Source organism: Streptomyces sp. NPDC024632 (assembly GCF_055559175.1).
In genome coordinates, this window is sequence record NZ_JBVHLD010000006.1 from 298,698 (window position 1) to 314,391 (window position 15,694).

The window sequence follows — 15,694 nt, forward strand, 5'->3', positions numbered from 1 at the left end:
GCGCTCAGCGCAGGATGCCCGCGGGCAGGCGCTCAGCGCAGAATGCCCGCGGCCGTCGCGGCCTTCAGCCAGGTCGGGAACTCGGTGAGCAGGCGGTCGTACAGCTCGGCGTCGGAGAGGCTGGCGATGTCGTCGACGGCGAAGAAGCCGACGTTGTCCACGCGGCGGCCGGTCATGGTGTCGAAGCGCTCCAGGACGCCGTAGTTGGACTGGCCGAGTCCGACGAACTGCCAGAACAGCGGCTCCTCGACGGCCCCGCGCAGCTCGCGCTCGATCTCCGCGTTGCGGTAGACACCGCCGTCGGAGAAGAAGAGCACGAGGGTCGGGGCGGCGGACGGCTCGCCGCGCACGTAGTCCCGTACCTGCGCGATGACCTTCTGCTCCTCGTTGCCGAAGCCGACCAGCTTCATGTCCACCTGGCCGTTCGGAGACGGCTTGCGGCGCTTGAAGATGCCGATCGCGCCGACCCGGACGTGCAGTTCCAGCCACTGCGGCAGCGAGCCGAGGTCGAGGTCGGGCAGCCGCGCCGGGTTGCTGGCGAAGGTCCACGCCTGCATGACGCCGTCCGGTACGAGCGCGGCGGCCACGGCCGCCATCCGCTCCACCACGTCGTGCACCACGCGCCGCGAGTACAGGTGGGACATCGACCCCGACGCGTCCAGCACGATGATCACCCGCGCCCGGACGTTGTCGGCGCCGTGCTTGCGCAGGCTCACCGCGACCTGCTCCTTGCGCAGCGACAGCCGCTTGCGCATGTCGACCGGCAGGTGCTCCTCGCCCTTGACGAGCGAGGGCGCGCCGGAGCCGGGGGCAGGCGCCGACGCGTATCCGGACGCGGGCTGCGCGCCGTACGCAGAGCCGTACGGGGAAGCGGGCTGGGCGGGCGCAGAGCCGTACGGGGAAGCGGGCTGGGCGGGCGCAGAGCCGTACGGCGAGGGCGCCGCGTACGGGGACGCGGGCGGCGGGGGCGCGGCGGGCATCGGCGGCGCGGCGGCGGGCGCCGTCACGGGAACGGGCGCCGCTTCCTCCTCCTCCGCGTCCACGCTGATGCCGAAATCGGTGGCGAGCCCCGCGAGGCCCGAGGCGTACCCCTGGCCGATCGCGCGGAATTTCCAGCCGTCGCCGCGCCGGTACAGCTCACCCGCGACGAGCGCCGTCTCGGATGTCGCGGTGACCGGGAAGTACGCCAGTTCGGCGCCGGACGCCGCGTCCAGCAGCCGCAGCCCGAGGCCGGTCATCGCGCCGAAGGTGCCGCCGTCGGCGGACGCGCACAGCATGATCCGCTCGATCCCCGGCTCGACGCGCGCCAGGTCCACCTCGATGGTGTCGGTGACCACGGCCGCCTGCCGCTTCCCCGCGTGCCGTACGGCCCCCGACGCGTGTCCTGGCTGGTTGTAGAAGACGAAGTCGGCGTCGTCCCGCACCTTCCCGCCGCCCGCCAGCAGCAGCGCCGACGCGTCGGCGTCGGGCCCGCCGCCCGCTCCCCAGGCCAGTTCGGCCCGTACGGCGGGCACGGCGACCGGCACATTCGCACCCTTGCTCAGCGGCGTAGACGTCATGGGGCAAGTCTGCCCGGAGTCGGGCGGTTCGTCAGGAGAAGAGCTTGTCCGGATTTCGTATCAACATCTGACGTACGGACCGGTGGGCGGGGCGGACGGGCCGACGGCCGGGCTCAGCGGGCGGGCGGCCTCGGTCAGGTGGGGCGGGTGGCTCCCGCGAAGGGCATCTCGGAGATCGGGGCGATACGGACCGGGGCGCCCGGGTGCGGGGCGTGGATCATCTGGCCGTTGCCGATGTAGAGGCCCACGTGGCTGATGCCGGAGTAGAAGAAGACCAGGTCACCGGGTTGGAGCTGGGACTCGGAGACCCGGGTGCCCGCGTTGATCTGGGTGTACGTGGTGCGCGGGAGCGAGACGCCCGCGGCCCTCCAGGCGGCCTGGGTGAGGCCGGAACAGTCGTACGAGTTGGGCCCGGTGGAGCCCCAGACGTACGGCAGGCCGAGCGCGCGGTAGGCGAAGGCGACGGCCTGGGCGGCGCGCGAGGACGGCGCGGCGACGGGCGTCGTGTCGCCGGGCAGCGGCGTACGGGCGCTGGCGCGGGTCGCGGCGGCCGGTCCCGACGACGGGGTGTCGGCGGCTTCGACGGCCGCGCGCTGGGCGGCCGTCAGCCGGTCGAGCAGCGCCCGCGCCGCCCGCAGCTTGCCCTGCACGGTCGCCTTGCGCGCGGCCAGCTTGGACTGCGCCTCCTTGAGCGCGTCGAGTTTCGCGTCGGCCGCGTCATGGGTACGGGTGACGTCCCGCTGCTCCTCGGTGAGCTGCGCGAGCGCGGTCGCCGTCCGCGAGTCGAGGCGGTTGAGCATCCCGGCCCGGTCCAGATACGTGTCGGGCGAGGAGCTGAGCGCGAGCTGCACGCTGGGGTCGAGCGAGCCGGTGCGGTACTGCGCCGCCGCGAGGGCGCCGATCGTGTCGCGGGTGGCGTTCAGCCGCGCGGTCTTGCGGGCCAGTTCGTTCTGCAGATCGGCGACCGCGGCGCGGGCCTGATCGGCCTGCTCCTTCGCGCCGTTGTACTGCTCGGTGGCGGCCTCCGCCTGCCGGTAGAGCGTGTCGACCTGGTCCTTCACCTCGCTGAGCGAGGCCGGTGCCTGCGGCCGCGGGTCCGCGAGGGCGGATTCGCCGAGCAGGCTCACGGAGGCGGCGGACGCGAGCGCCACGGTGATGGCGGCGCGGGTCGCGGTGAGCGCCGACGTGCGGGCGGACGTACGCGCCGCCGAGGTTCTGCGGTGTGAGGCGGGACTGTGGGAGGCCATGCGGCCGTCATTCCTTCCAGTGCTCCGACGGGCCCGCGCGGAGGCCCGGCGACGCCTGCACGGGGGAGCAGAGCGCCGCCGGACCTTCGGCGGGGGTGACCGCGCCGCCACGGTCCTGACGGCTGTGGGGATCGGTCACCTGGGGAGCGACGCTAAACCTGACCGGGGGTGCGCCAGGGGAAGGAGACCGGGACTGCTCCGATTCGACCGGCCCGTGACCGTAAACGACCGCCGTTCGACGGGTGACCCGGTCATATGCGCGCGCCTGCTGACCAAAGTGCCCGGTCGGGAGGTCCGACCGGGCACGGGGTGCTATGCGGGGCTGTGAGCCCGGCGGTCCTGAGGCTCCGCGGACGCGGGCTCAGGCGATGCGGCGGGCCGCCGCGAAGGGCATCCAGCTCATCGGGGCGACCTCGACGACCGCGCCGCTGTGCGGGGCGTGCACGATCTGGCCGTTGCCGATGTACATGCCGACGTGGCTGATGCTGGAGTAGAAGAACACCAGGTCGCCGGGGCGCAGGTCGGACTGCGAGACCGCCGTGCCGTCCTTGACCTGGTCCCACGTGGTGCGGCCGATGGAGATACCGGCGGCGCGGTAGGCGGCCTGGGTGAGCCCGGAGCAGTCGTACGCGTCGGGGCCGGTGCGGCCGGAGCCGTACGGCTTGCCGCGCTGCGACATCGCGAACTGGATGGCGGCGGCGGCGCGGCCGGACGCCGGGCCGTTGTAGGTGTAACTGACGTTGCTCGCCGTGGAGTTCGAGGAGTTCGAGGAATTCGAGGAGCCCGCGGTGTTGCTGGGGGCGGTGGGCCGCATCGCGGCGAGCTTGGCGCGCTCCTGCGCGTTGAGGCTGTTGAGCAGCTTCTGCGCGGCGGCCAGCTTCGTCTGGACGTTCTTCTTCGCCGCCGCGAGCTTGTTCTGCGCGCTGGTCAGCTCGTTGAGGCTCTTGGTGGCCTGCGCGCGCTGGATGGACGCCTGCTCCTGCTGGACCTTGAAGGTCTCCAGCGCCTGTTCCTGCGTGGTGGAGATGCGGTCCATCATGTGCGACTGGTCGAAGAACTTCTGGGGGTCGTCCGTCAGCAGCAACTGCGTCGTCTGGTCGAGGCCGCCGTCGCGGTACTGCGCGGTGGCGTACTGCCCGAGCACCCGCCGCGTCTCGTTCATCTTCGCGGTCTTCTGCGCGACCTGCTCCAGGAGCTGATTGGCCTTGGCCCGCTGGTTGTCGGTCTTCTCCTTGGCGGCGTCGAAGTGCTGCGTCGCTACCTCGGCGTCCTGGTTGAGCTGGTCGATCTGCGCCTTGACCTCGGTGATCGAGGGCTTCGCGGGCGCCGCACTGGCGCTCTCGCTGAGCAGGGTGACCGACGCGAGGGCCGCTGTGGTGATCCCGACGGCGGCCCGTGGACCGGCCGTGGACAGTATGCGATTGCGCGGCTTGCGGTGCGACGCCAAGGGAGGCGACTCCTTCCGAATACCGCCGACCGGGTTAGCTGACGGGTTCGGGCTGAAGGTCGCCCTACGGTCCCGACGCCTGCTGCGGCGTCCGTTCCGATTCACCCCACGTGCTGTTGGGTCCCCGGCTCCGGCCTGGGCCGGATTGAGCGGAGGTGATTCGCTGTCGGCTCTTCAGCCGACGGGGAAGCTCACCACCTAGCGGGCTACCGTAGTCAACTTGTGCGAGCCTTGGGAAGTTTGGATTGCAATGTGACCGAAATCGCTTTGTGATCTTACCGTTTGTGAGCGCGGCGGCGTCCGGACAAGTCGGACTATGCCGGGTGGACTATGCGGGACGGACCGCCCCGTAGAACGGCATTTCGGTAATCGGGGCGATCTTGACCACGGTGCCGGTGTGCGGCGCGTGGATCATCTGGCCGCCGCCGATGTAGAGGCCGACGTGACTGATGTCGCTGTAGAAGAAGATCAGGTCACCCGGCCGGAGATTCGACTCCGACACCCGCGTGCCGACGTTCACCTGGTCCCAGGTCGTGCGCGGCAGATCGACCCCGGCCGCCTTCCACGCCGCCTGGGTGAGCCCCGAGCAGTCGTACGACGTCGGCCCGGTCGCGCCCCACACGTAGGGCTTGCCGAGCTGCTTGCGCGCGAAGGCGATGGCGTCGTCGGCCTTCGAGGAACCCGTGCTCGGCACGGTCGGCGTCGAGGAGTCCTTCGCCGCCTTCGCCGCGGCCTCGGCCGCCGCCTTCTCCTTGGCCGCGATGGCGGCGGCCTTGACGCGCGCCTCTTCCTCCTGCTTGGCCCGCAGCGCCGCGAGCCGCGCCTTCTCCTGCGCGTTGAGGCTGTTGAGCAGCTTCTGCGCCTCGCCCAGCTTGGCCTGCACATCCCGCTTGGCGGTGCGCAGTTCGCCCTGCTGGGTGGTGAGCGTCGCCAGGCTCTTGGCCGCCTCGATGCGCTGCTGCGTGGCCGCGGCCTGCTGCACCCGGTACGACTCGACGGCCTTCTGCTGCCGCTTGCCGAGCACGTCCGACAGGTGCACCTGGTCGAGCATCGACTGCGGGTCGGTGGCCAGCAGGTAGCGGCCGGTCGAGTCGTCGCCCCCGGTGCGGTACTGCGCGGCGGCGTACTGCCCGAGGACCCGGCGCGAGTCGTTCAGCGCCTGCGTCTTCTTCGCCGCCTGCTCCAGGAGCCGGTTGACCTTCGCGTTCTGCGCGTCGGTCGACTCCTTGATGCCGTTGTACTTCTCCGTGGCGACCTCGGCCTGGTGCGTCAGCCCGTCGACCTTCGCCTTCACCTCGGCGATGCTCGGCTGCTTCGGCTTGGCCGGCTCGGCGCTGGCGCTCTCCGCGAAGAGGGTCACGGTGGCCAGCGCGGCCGTCGTGATCCCCACGGCCGCACGCGGGCCGGGGGTGCTGAGGATCGCGGCGCGAGCCTTACGGTGTGTCGCCATGGCGCGCGGACTCCTTTCGGACGCCCATCCGGACGCTGCTGGAGCGAGACCGTAGCCAACGCTCCGGGCTGCTGGGAAGAGCGGTGTCCGATAGGCCCGATACCTTTTCGTAATCATTTCCCATTGTCACGGTGCGTGGTAACGGGACTACGGGGTAAAGGTACGTGGTTGCCCCGGAGGCGGCCGTTGGGCGGGGGCCGGGAGTGTCGGCCGGGGTTCCGGGCGAAGGGTCCGTCGGGTGTCGGCCGGGGGGCCGTCGTACGGGGGTCATGGGGGGGGCGGCCGGGGGCTGTGCGGGGAAGGGCCATGGGCTGTCGGTGCCGGGCTCTAGACTCGGGGAGCGATGAGCAGCCTCTTTGACGACAACTTCCTGAACGGTCTGCATGTGGCCCCCGAGCCCGCCGACCCCACCGCTCCGCCACCCCCGGAGGACGGGGGCCCCGGCGGCGAGCACGTACCGGACGACCTGTTCGGCGGCCGGTTCGACGGACCGCCGCCGCAGGCCACCGGGCGGGACGCGTATTACCGGGACGGCGCCCCGCGGCCCGCCACCGACCCCGCGCAGCTCCTGGAAGGGCTCAACGAGCAGCAGCGCGCCGCCGTCGAGCACGCGGGCGGCCCGCTGCTCATCGTCGCGGGCGCGGGCTCCGGCAAGACCCGGGTGCTCACCCACCGGATCGCCTATCTGCTCGGCGCCCGGCACGTGCACCCCGGCTCCATCCTCGCCATCACCTTCACCAACAAGGCCGCGGGCGAGATGAAGGAGCGCGTCGAGGAGCTGGTCGGCCCGCGCGCCAATGTGATGTGGGTCTCCACCTTCCACAGCGCGTGCGTGCGCATCCTGCGCCGCGAGTCCAAGTCGCTCGGTTTCACCTCGTCGTTCTCGATCTACGACGCCGCCGACTCCAAGCGGCTGATGGCGCTGGTCTGCCGGGACCTCGACCTGGACCCCAAGCAGTACCCGCCGAAGTCGTTCAGCGCGAAGATCTCGAATCTGAAGAACGAGCTGATCGACGAGGAGACCTTCGCGGCCACCGCGGAGAACCCCTTCGAGAAGAAGCTCGCCGAGGCGTACGCGATGTACCAGTCGCGGCTGCGGGACGCCAACGCGCTGGACTTCGACGACATCATCATGACCACCGTCAATCTGCTCCAGGCGTTCCCCGACGTCGCCGAGCACTACCGGCGGCGCTTCCGGCACGTCCTGGTCGACGAGTACCAGGACACCAACATCGCCCAGTACACGCTGGTCCGCGAGCTGGTCGGCACCGACCAGGACGAGGACGCGGCCGAGCTGTGCGTGGTCGGTGACGCCGACCAGTCGATCTACGCCTTCCGCGGCGCGACGATCCGCAACATCCTCCAGTTCGAGGAGGACTACCCGCAGGCCCGCACGATCCTGCTGGAGCAGAACTACCGCTCCACGCAGACGATCCTCACGGCCGCCAACGCCGTCATCGAGCGCAACGCGGGGCGGCGGGCGAAGAACCTGTGGACCGAGTCCGGCGACGGCCCGGTCATCGTCGGCTACGTCGCCGACCAGGAGCACGAGGAAGCGCAGTTCATCGCCGAGGAGATCGACCGGCTCACGGACGCGGGCGACGCCCGCCCCAGCGACGTCGCCGTCTTCTACCGCACCAACGCGCAGTCCCGTGTCTTCGAGGAAGTCTTCATCCGCGTCGGCCTGCCCTACAAGGTCGTCGGCGGCGTCCGCTTCTACGAGCGGCGCGAGGTCCGCGACGTCCTGGCGTATCTGCGGGTGCTGTCCAACCCCGAGGACACCGTGCCGCTGCGCCGCATCCTCAACGTGCCCAAGCGCGGCATCGGCGACCGCGCCGAGGCGATGATCGACGCGCTGGCCGCGCGCGAGCGGATCACCTTCCCGCAGGCGCTGCGGCGGGTGGACGAGGCGTACGGGATGGCGGCCCGCTCGGCGAACGCCGTCAAGCGCTTCAACACGCTCCTGGAGGAGCTGCGCACCATCGTGGAGTCCGGCGCGGGCCCCGCGGTCGTCCTGGAGGCCGTGCTGGAACGCACGGGCTATCTGGCCGAGTTGCAGGCGTCCACCGACCCGCAGGACGAGACCCGCGTGGAGAACCTCCAGGAACTGGCCGCCGTGGCCCTGGAGTTCGAGCAGGAGCGGGACGCGGACGAGCCGGGCACCCTCGCCGACTTCCTGGAACGGGTCGCGCTGGTCGCCGACTCCGACCAGATCCCCGACGAGGACGACTCCGGCGGCGTCATCACCCTCATGACCCTGCACACCGCCAAGGGCCTGGAATTCCCCGTGGTGTTCCTCACCGGCATGGAGGACGGCGTCTTCCCGCACATGCGGGCGCTCAGCCAGGTCAAGGAGCTGGAGGAGGAGCGGCGGCTCGCCTACGTCGGCATCACCCGCGCCCGCGAACGGCTCTACCTGACCCGCTCGACGATGCGCAGCGCCTGGGGCCAGCCCTCCTACAACCCGCCGTCGCGCTTCCTGGAGGAGATTCCGCCGACGCTGATCGAATGGAAGCGGCTCGGCTCCGCAGGGGGGTCCTCGGGGCCCATGACCAAGTCCGCCTCCGCGGCCTCCTCCGTCACCGCCCGCGGCCGGTCCGGCGCCGCCGGCGGCTTCGCCACCCGCCGCTCCTCCGGTGACCGCCCCGTCATCTCCCTCAAGGTCGGCGACCGCGTCACCCACGACCAGTTCGGCCTCGGCACCGTCATCTCCGTCACCGGCCAGCCGGGCGACGAAAAGGCCACCATCGATTTCGGCGACGAACGCCCCAAACAGCTTCTTCTCCGCTACGCCCCCGTAGAAAAGCTCTAGCCCCTCCCGCGCGGGGCCTGGTCTTTAGGGGCGCGGCCCCCGTGGGGTTCACCTTGCGCGGGGCCTGGTTTTTAGGGGCGCGGGGAACTGCGCGACAAGCCCCCACCGGCGGGTGGTCCGGGGACAACCGGACTGCCCCGCCGGGGCGGGTGGTGACCTGCGGGAGCGCGGCGGCCGGCCGCGCAGTTCCTCCCCCAACCTCCGGCCGGGGGTGCCCCCGGCGCCCCAGACAGGGCACAGCCCACCCGCAGGGTGAACGCACAGGGGCCGCGCCCCTGACGGGCGCACCGTCATGCGCAGGGTGGACGTCGCGAGTGGGCCCGCCCGCAGGGCGTCAGCGGGGGTCGAGCCCGTGGGCCAGAAGCCAGGGCAGCGGATCGATCGGAGACCCCCCGTGGGGCCGCACCTCGAGGTGCAGGTGCGGACCGGTGGTGTTGCCGGTGTTGCCGGAGTAGGCGATGACGGTGCCCGCCTTGACCGACCCGCTGCGAATCTTCGTACTGCTGAGGTGGCAGTACCACGTCTCCGTGCCGTCGGCCGCCGTGACGATCGCCATGTTGCCGTAGGAGCTGTTCCACTGCGTGCGGACGGTGCCGTCCGTGACCGCCATGACCGGCGTCCCCACCGACACGGGGAAGTCGATGCCGGTGTGCAGCGCCATCCAGTTGACGCCGGCCTGGCCGAAGTACGCGCTGAGGCCCTTCTCCGTCACCGGCAGCAGGAACTTCGGCCGCAGCGCCTCCTTGCGGGCTGCCGCGTCCGCCTTGGCCTTCTTCGCCGCCGCCTCGCGGTCCTTGAGGTCGATCCGCTCCTGCGTCCGGCTCGCGCGGTCCGCGAAGTCGTTCGCGTCGGCGCTCACCCCGGCGAGCTGCCGGTCGAACTGCGTCGTCGGCGCGTTCGCGTCCGTCGCCGCGCTCCCGCCGTCGGCCTGCGTCTTCGAGGATTCGGCGACGCCGACCCCGGAGACCGCCGCCGCGCCCACGGCCGCCACGCCCATCACCGCGACGGAGGGGACCGCCACGGTCAGCAGCGCCGACCGCCGGGCGGGCTTTCGTCGTCGGCTGCGCGCCACCGGCTCGCCGTCCGCCGGGAACGCGTCCGCGTAGGCGTGCTCCACGGCGGGCTCGTCGTCGCGGGCCGCCTCGGCCGTCGCCGTCGCCGTCACGGGCTCGACCGCGTCGACCGCCTCGAACTCGGCCGTCGTCGCGGCGGGTTCCGCCACCGGCTCCTCGACCCCCGGGTGCGGCTGCGGCTCCTCGTGGACCGGCGCCATCTGCTCGTACACACCGGTGTCGCCGCTGGCGTCGTAGCCGTACCCGTAGCCGTACGTCGGATACGCGCCCGAGTCCCAGTCCTGCTGCGGCTGTTGGGCCGGAGCCTGCGGCTCCTGATACGGCTGCTGGTAGAACGCCGTGCTGTCGTACGTCCCCGTGTCGTAGTACGTCCCCGCGGCCTGCGTCGCGTACGGGTCGTACGCCGCGTAGCCGCCGGTGTCATACGTCCCGGTGTCGTACGTCCCGGTCCCGGCCGCGTACATGCCGGTGTCGTAGACGCCCGTGTCGTACGTGCCCGTGTCGTACGAGGTGTACGTGCCGGTGTCGTACGCGTCGGCGGGCTGGGACTGCGCTGGTACGTGGGGCTGCTGGACCGGGGTCTGGGCCTGCGGCTGCCCCTGGTCGTAGCCGTAACCGGTGTCGTAGCCGTACCCGTGTGTGTACTGCGGGGGCTGCGGGGCATACGCGTAACTACCGGTCGCGTCGGGCGCGTGGCCGTACAGCGGATCGGCGTCAGCGAAGGTGGTGCCGACGGTCTGGTAGGCGCCCGTGGAATAAGCGTCGTACCCGTAGGCGTCGTAGTCGGGGGCGTACCCCGACGCAGGACGTTCGTTCACCGCCAGCTTCTCTTTCGCCTAGGCAGCAGGAGAATTAGCGGTGACTGTAGCTCCCCGTACGGGGAGCCGACAATCTTCTGCGGTGACCTGGCGTCCGCCTTGCCCGGTGTTCGGTTGATATTCGACCGTTACGTGTCCGTTATGCGGCGTCGATCGCGCCCCTCCAGAGCTCCTTCCCGCTCAGCGCTTGCCGTATCTCGGCGGCCACACCCCGGTGCACGGGCAGTGCCAGGTGGCCGATCCCGCTCACCCGGATGTTCTCCGCCGAAAGATCCGGGTGTTCGAGGCGCGCCGCGGCCACCGGGACCATCAACTGGTCGAGGTCGCTCCAGAACGACACAAAGCGCGTCCCGCACCCCCGCGCGGGCTGCGACAGCTCCTCCAGCAGCGCCGACCCGGGCCGCATCTGCCGCACGATCGGCAGCGGCGTCAGCAGCGGCACCACCCTGGTCCCGGTGTGCGGCGTCCCCAGCGTGACTAGCGTCCGCACCCGCGCGTCACCGCCCAGCCGCTGCACGTAGTACCGCGCGATCAGCCCGCCCAGGCTGTGTCCCACCAGGTCGACCCGGCTGTGCCCGGACTCCGCGCAGATCCGCTCGACGTGCCGCCCCAGCAGCTCGGCCGCTCCGCGTATGTCACAGGTCAACGGTGAGTAGTTCAGCGCGTCGACCCGTGTCCAGCCGTGGTGCAGCAGGGAGCGGCGCAGCAGGGTGAAGACCGACCGGTTGTCCACGAAGCCGTGCAGCATCACCACGGGCGGGTGGGTCCTGCCCTCGGTCGGCAGCCGCAGCGCCTCGCCGGGTGCCCGGCCTATCGCGGGTGTCTTCGGTGAGGGGGCGGCCGTCCGCGCGGGGAGTATCCCCGTGGGGTAGAGCAGTAGGTGGCCCGCCAGGATCGCCAGGTCGAACGCGGTGGCCTTGACCAGCGCCGCGCCGTGCAGCAGCCGGGCCAGCGGGGCCGTCGCCGCCCCGGCGGACGGACGGTCCGCCTGCGGGTCCTCCGCGGCCCGCGGAGGGCCGGTGGCGGCCGGGGTGCCGGCCGGTGTCGTGGCGTCCGGCGAATCGGCTGGTCCGACGGTCATGGCCCACCTCCCGTCACGGCACGCTCCGTGCGGCCCGGTGGCCCGGCGTGCCCTGTCGAGGGCCGGAGCGGAGGCCGTGTCCCCGTGCTCTGCGGCTGCGAGCGCGGGAACACGGCATCCTGGCAGCGGCTCCTCCACAGCGGGCCGGACCGGTGAGCGACGGCTCCGGCGTGTCCCACACCGTGACGAGCCGTTTCCCGGGGTCCCACCCGTGGTGAATGTGTCCCACTGTGTGATTTCCCCCTCCCTGGGTCCCGCGAAACTGTCGGGCGGCGGAGCGGGGCGATAACGTTCGTTCACACTGTGGGACGCTCTCCGCGACCGCAGCCCCGAATTCCCGGCCCGCGAGCCGTACGCATGGAGGCAGTGATGGGAGTGTCCGGTCCGATCCGCGTGGTGGTGGCCAAGCCGGGTCTCGACGGCCACGATCGCGGGGCCAAGGTCATCGCCCGCGCCCTGCGGGACGCCGGTATGGAGGTCATCTACACCGGCCTGCACCAGACGCCCGAGCAGGTCGTCGACACCGCCATCCAGGAGGACGCCGACGCGATCGGCCTGTCGATCCTGTCCGGCGCCCATATGACGCTCTTCGCGAAGGTCCTCGAACTGCTCAAGGAGCGCGACGCCCTGGACATCAAGGTCTTCGGCGGCGGCATCATCCCCGAGGCCGACATCGCGCCCCTCAAGGAACTCGGCGTCGCCGCGATCTTCACCCCCGGCACCCCGACCACGGCCGCCGTGGACTGGGTGCGCGCCAACGTCCACCAGGCCACCGGCGCCTGACCGCCGCCGCCCCGTCCGCCCGAGCCCGCCGGGCCCTCCGAGCCGCGCCAGGCCCCGGAGCGCCCGGGCCACGGTGCGCACCGCCCGCCGTACCGTCCGCATGATCACTCACCCCCGTCCCCCGGCGCCCCGGGGGCGGTGGCCTCGCCGCGCAGCTCGGCCAGCATCACCGCGCGCAGCCGCAGCGTGCCCGTCAGCCGCTGGAACGCCTCCGACCAGTACGCGCCCGCGCCCGGCGAACCGTCCGGCGGCTCCTCAGCCGCCGCGCTGAGCACCCCGACCTGGTCGGCCGCCGCCGGATCGAGACAGCGCTCCGCCAGACCCATCACACCGCTGAAGCTCCACGGGTAACTGCCCGCGTCCCGCGCGATGTCCAGGGCGTCGACCACGGCCCGGCCCAGCGGCTCCGACCACGGCACCGCGCACACGCCCAGCATCTGGAACGCCTCGGACAGCCCGTGCGTGGCGATGAACTCCGCCACCCACGTGGCCCGTTCGTCCTCCGGCAGGATCGACAGCAGCTTCGCCGGGTCGCCGACCGCCGCCACCGGCGAGGACGGCGCCGGGGGAGGGCCGAGCAGGGCCCGCGCCCAGCCCGTGTCGTGCTGCCGTACCGCCGCCCGGCACCAGGCGGCGTGCAGATCGGCCTGCCAGTCGTCCAGGACCGGGAGGGCGATGATCTGTTCCGGGTCGCGGTCGCCGAACCGCGCGCCCCAGGTCGCCAGCGGCGCCGCGTCCACCAACTGGCCCAGCCACCAGGCCCTTTCACCACGCCCGCTCGGCGGCTTGGGCGCCACCCCGTCCCGTTCCATCCCCGCGTCGCACTCGTACGGCGCCTCCACCGTGATGCCGTCGGGGCCCAGCGACACACAGCTCCTGGCCCGGTCCGCCATCCGCCCGGCCAGCGCCGACTCGGGCAGCGCGGCCAGCAACTCGGCCGCCGTCGAGCGGACATTGCGGCTGCGGTCGGTCAACGCCTGTTCCAGGAAGGGCTCGTCGGCCCCCGACAGGCCCACCCGCAGCGAGTCCAGGAACATCAGCCGGTCCTCGGCCCGCTCGCCGCTCCAGGTGGACACCAGCAGCGCCAGCGCGCGGGCCGGGTCGGCCAGCCTGATCCGGGTGAGCAGCGCGACCCGCTCCGCGAACAGGCCCTCCTCCCACAGCCGTCCGGCCGCGTCCGGGTCCTCGGGCACCGCCGCCAGGCCCCGGTGGCCCGAGCGCAGCACGAACTTCCAGTCCGGATTCAGCCCGGCCAGCCACAGCCCGCGCGGTCCCGCCAGCGCCACCGCGTCCGTCCGCAGGTCCGTCCGCGCCCTGGCGGCGTCCAGCAGTGCGGGCAGCAGCGCGGGCGGCGCCCCGTACCCGAGGAGGTTGGCCTCCGCGAGCCACTGCGGCAGCAGCTCGGCCAGATTCGGCGCCGACCCCCGCCGGTTGCCGGAACCGCCGCCGGTGCGGTCCGTCAGCAGCCGGTCCAGCCGCTGCCGGGCGGCCTCGGGCAGCGGCCGTCGTGTGTCGGGCGGCGCCAATTCCGGCCGCTCCCGAGCCACCCCCGGCCGTACACCGGCACGCCGCCGCACCACCCCGGCCGCCGCCGCGTCCAGCAGCCCCGCCGCCGCCTCGTCCGCGTCGCCCGCCACGATCGCGGGCCGCCGCCGCTCGGTGCCCAGCAGCGCGCTGCCGACTAGATCGTCCCAACCGATGCTCATCACATTCCCCCTTCGCACTCCACGACGTCGCCTCGCGGATCTCCTCCGCGTCGTCCGCTTCCCCTGCGCTGATGCCGCTGATCCCGCTGATGCCTGATGCCGCTGCTCCGGCCGGGTCCGGCCCGCCGGGTTCCCGCGCGCGGCTGCCCCCTCCGCAGTCGCGCACCGTCCCCCGGGCGGGCCGCCCCGCGCCCCCGTACCCGTCCCCCCGTAAACCGTGCGTTCCACGCCGGGCCCTGCTCTGGGCCCCCCGCGCTTCCGGCGCGGTTAGAGCGGCACCGTCTCCCCGCCGTCCGGCCAGACCGCCAGCGCGCGCAGGCCCGTCGGACCCAACTCACCGAAGACGGTGACCGGGTGGCCGCCGGAGACCGAGGCGAGGCGCCACAGGCCGGTGGTGGCCGGGGTGAGCGGGACGGCGTCCTGCCCTTCCCTGTGCGCCAGTTGCCAGCGGTTCGGCCCCGGTATGGGGACGACTCCCGACAGGACGACGGGCCACGCGTCGAGCCAGGGATCGTCCGCGAGCGCGCTGCCGTAGGACGCGAGCGCCGCGTCGATCCCGGTCCCGACCGGTGCGCCGCCCGTACCGCCGCCGGAGGGGCCGCCGCCCGTACCGCCCCCCGTACCGCCGCCGGAGGGGCCGCCGCCCGTACCGCCCCCCGTTCCGCCGCCGGAGGGGCCGCCGCCCGCGCCGACCGTGCCGTGCCGGGCGCCGAGCGCGGCCCGCAACGGCAGCGCCGCCGGGTGGTAGGCCAGCTCCGCGTCGAGCACCGCGCCCACCGGCAGGGCAAGTTCGGGCGCGCGGCCGACCGCCCCGAAGGACAGGAGCAGCGCGAAACGGCCGGGCTCCCGGTCGTACAGCCAGATCCGCCGAGTCGTCAGCCGCTCGTCCGCGCTGTCGTACTGCGCGAGGACCTGCCAGTGGCCGCGGACGGTCGGCCCGGCCAGCAACTCCGCCGTGTCGACGGTGAATCCGACCCGCGACCTGACTGTGTCGGCCAGGGGCCCCGGCAGCCCCTGGCGGCCGAGGAAGCCGCGCGCCAGCAGATGCAGCAGCGCCGTCTCCTCCAGCATCCGCGACGGCCAGTCGCCGCCCGCCGCGACCACCGTCCCCAACTCCCGCACCCGCGTGGCCAGTCCCGGCGCCTGCGCGTCGACCATGCGGGCCGCGATCTCGTCCCACTGCTGATAGCCCGCGCGGTCCGCGCCCGCGAGCCCGCCCCGCAGCAGGTCGGTGAGCCGCTGTTCCAGCTCGGCGGCCCCGCCCTCGACGCGGACCGCGCGCCGCTCGGCCCGCCGCCGCGCCGCCGTCGGGTCCGCGGGGCCCGACTCCGCCCGGACCGCGGCCGTCTCGGCCACCGTCTCGGCCTTCTTCCGCCGGGCGTCGATCCACTGCTCGGCCCACTCCGGCACGTCCCCCGCGCCGACCGGCCCCGCCCCGCCCTCGGACCACAGCAGCAGCAGTCCGAGCGCGTGCTTGCACGGGAATTTCCGGCTCGGGCAACTGCACCGGTACGCGGGCCCGTTCACATCCACGACCGTCTGGTACGGCTTGCTGCCGCTGCCCGCGCACAGCCCCCACACCGCGCCGCCGGCCGTCCCCGCACCGGACCACGGCGCGGGTGTGGCGAGCCGCGCGCCCGCCTTGCGTGATGCGGCGTCAGGCGCGAGCGCCAGGACCTGATCCGCTGTCCACCGTGCTTCCGTCTCCATGCCCCGAA

The 15,694-nt window shown here is 72.8% G+C and carries 11 protein-coding genes and 1 riboswitch; of the genes, 2 read left to right on the forward strand and 9 right to left on the reverse strand.

The genetic code is table 11. The features are described from left to right. Positions 1–32: 32 nt before the first annotated feature. From ACZ37P_RS15215 to ACZ37P_RS15235, 5 genes are all read right to left on the reverse strand, one after another. On the reverse strand, positions 33–1,559 hold the full coding sequence (locus ACZ37P_RS15215; protein ID WP_467346749.1) for a VWA domain-containing protein: 1,527 nt from the start codon (positions 1,557–1,559) through the stop codon (positions 33–35). Between the two features lie 134 nt (positions 1,560–1,693). Next, positions 1,694–2,806 carry a C40 family peptidase gene (locus ACZ37P_RS15220; protein ID WP_467346751.1) on the reverse strand — a complete coding sequence of 371 codons (1,113 nt, stop codon included), beginning with the start codon at positions 2,804–2,806 and terminating at the stop codon, positions 1,694–1,696. Between the two features lie 7 nt (positions 2,807–2,813). Then, positions 2,814–2,945, reverse strand: coding sequence for a hypothetical protein (locus ACZ37P_RS15225; RefSeq protein ID WP_355336827.1), 132 nt, complete (start codon positions 2,943–2,945; stop codon positions 2,814–2,816). Positions 2,946–3,167: 222 nt separating this feature from the next. After that, the gene (locus ACZ37P_RS15230; RefSeq protein ID WP_467346753.1) at positions 3,168–4,253 is read right to left on the reverse strand and encodes a C40 family peptidase; all 1,086 of its coding nucleotides are present in this window, start codon (positions 4,251–4,253) and stop codon (positions 3,168–3,170) included. An 8-nt stretch (positions 4,254–4,261) separates the two neighbouring features. Continuing rightward, positions 4,262–4,415: riboswitch (cyclic di-AMP (ydaO/yuaA leader) on the reverse strand. Positions 4,416–4,581: 166 nt separating this feature from the next. Then, positions 4,582–5,703, reverse strand: a complete 1,122-nt coding sequence (locus ACZ37P_RS15235) for a C40 family peptidase (RefSeq protein WP_402711172.1) — start codon at positions 5,701–5,703, stop codon at positions 4,582–4,584. A 343-nt stretch (positions 5,704–6,046) separates the two neighbouring features. Between ACZ37P_RS15235 and pcrA the strand changes: the two genes are divergently transcribed. Beyond that, positions 6,047–8,515: a DNA helicase PcrA gene (gene pcrA / locus ACZ37P_RS15240; protein WP_391163378.1), complete on the forward strand. Its 2,469-nt coding sequence runs from the start codon at positions 6,047–6,049 to the stop codon at positions 8,513–8,515. A gap of 334 nt (positions 8,516–8,849) precedes the next feature. On the opposite strand, the gene ACZ37P_RS15245 is transcribed toward pcrA, so the two are convergent. Both ACZ37P_RS15245 and ACZ37P_RS15250 read right to left on the reverse strand, forming a co-directional pair. Then, positions 8,850–10,406, reverse strand: coding sequence for a M23 family metallopeptidase (locus ACZ37P_RS15245; RefSeq protein WP_467346755.1), 1,557 nt, complete (start codon positions 10,404–10,406; stop codon positions 8,850–8,852). A 139-nt stretch (positions 10,407–10,545) separates the two neighbouring features. Continuing rightward, the gene (locus ACZ37P_RS15250; protein WP_467346756.1) at positions 10,546–11,487 is read right to left on the reverse strand and encodes an esterase/lipase family protein; all 942 of its coding nucleotides are present in this window, start codon (positions 11,485–11,487) and stop codon (positions 10,546–10,548) included. Positions 11,488–11,856: 369 nt separating this feature from the next. Here ACZ37P_RS15250 and ACZ37P_RS15255 point away from each other — a divergent pair, with 369 nt between their 5' ends. Further along, complete coding sequence (locus tag ACZ37P_RS15255) at positions 11,857–12,270, forward strand: cobalamin B12-binding domain-containing protein (RefSeq protein WP_355336833.1); 414 nt, start codon at positions 11,857–11,859, stop codon at positions 12,268–12,270. Positions 12,271–12,374: 104 nt separating this feature from the next. On the opposite strand, the gene ACZ37P_RS15260 is transcribed toward ACZ37P_RS15255, so the two are convergent. Both ACZ37P_RS15260 and ACZ37P_RS15265 read right to left on the reverse strand, forming a co-directional pair. After that, complete coding sequence (locus ACZ37P_RS15260) at positions 12,375–13,976, reverse strand: DUF5691 domain-containing protein (protein WP_467346758.1); 1,602 nt, start codon at positions 13,974–13,976, stop codon at positions 12,375–12,377. Between the two features lie 267 nt (positions 13,977–14,243). Beyond that, on the reverse strand, positions 14,244–15,686 hold the full coding sequence (locus ACZ37P_RS15265; protein WP_467346759.1) for an SWIM zinc finger family protein: 1,443 nt from the start codon (positions 15,684–15,686) through the stop codon (positions 14,244–14,246). Positions 15,687–15,694: the final 8 nt, after the last annotated feature.